1 pseudogene is annotated in these 328 nt (G+C 50.0%); it reads right to left on the minus strand.

The annotated features are described in order from the left end of the window. A pseudogene (locus FJT57_RS17005) lies at positions 1-328 on the minus strand (IS6 family transposase); the annotation flags it as partial.

The raw sequence follows: 328 nt of genomic DNA on the forward strand, positions 1-328 counted from the left end.
TTATGCTCTGGCCAGTGGAGTTTGGAGGTTTTGAGCGCCATCGACCAGAAACACAGCAGATTCGACATCGTGTTTCTGTCGGAGTTCTCGCAGAAAAATCTCAGTTAAAGCGGTGGTTGTCGTGGGAAATAGTCGCCGATGCAGCAGTTCGTTTGTATCAGGATCGGCAGCGGCGTACAGCCTGAATTGCTGATCGTTGATTCGAATCACGGTTTCGTCTACGGGAACGTGATTCGAGGATTCGGCCCTCTGTGGGCTGTAAATCGACTTTTTGTATCCAATCATAGATCACTCTGCGAGAGCGCTCGAGACCATCTCTTCGAGAATC

Source organism: Halobellus captivus, assembly GCF_007655485.1.
In the GTDB taxonomy this organism is placed as follows: domain Archaea; phylum Halobacteriota; class Halobacteria; order Halobacteriales; family Haloferacaceae; genus Haloquadratum; species Haloquadratum captivum.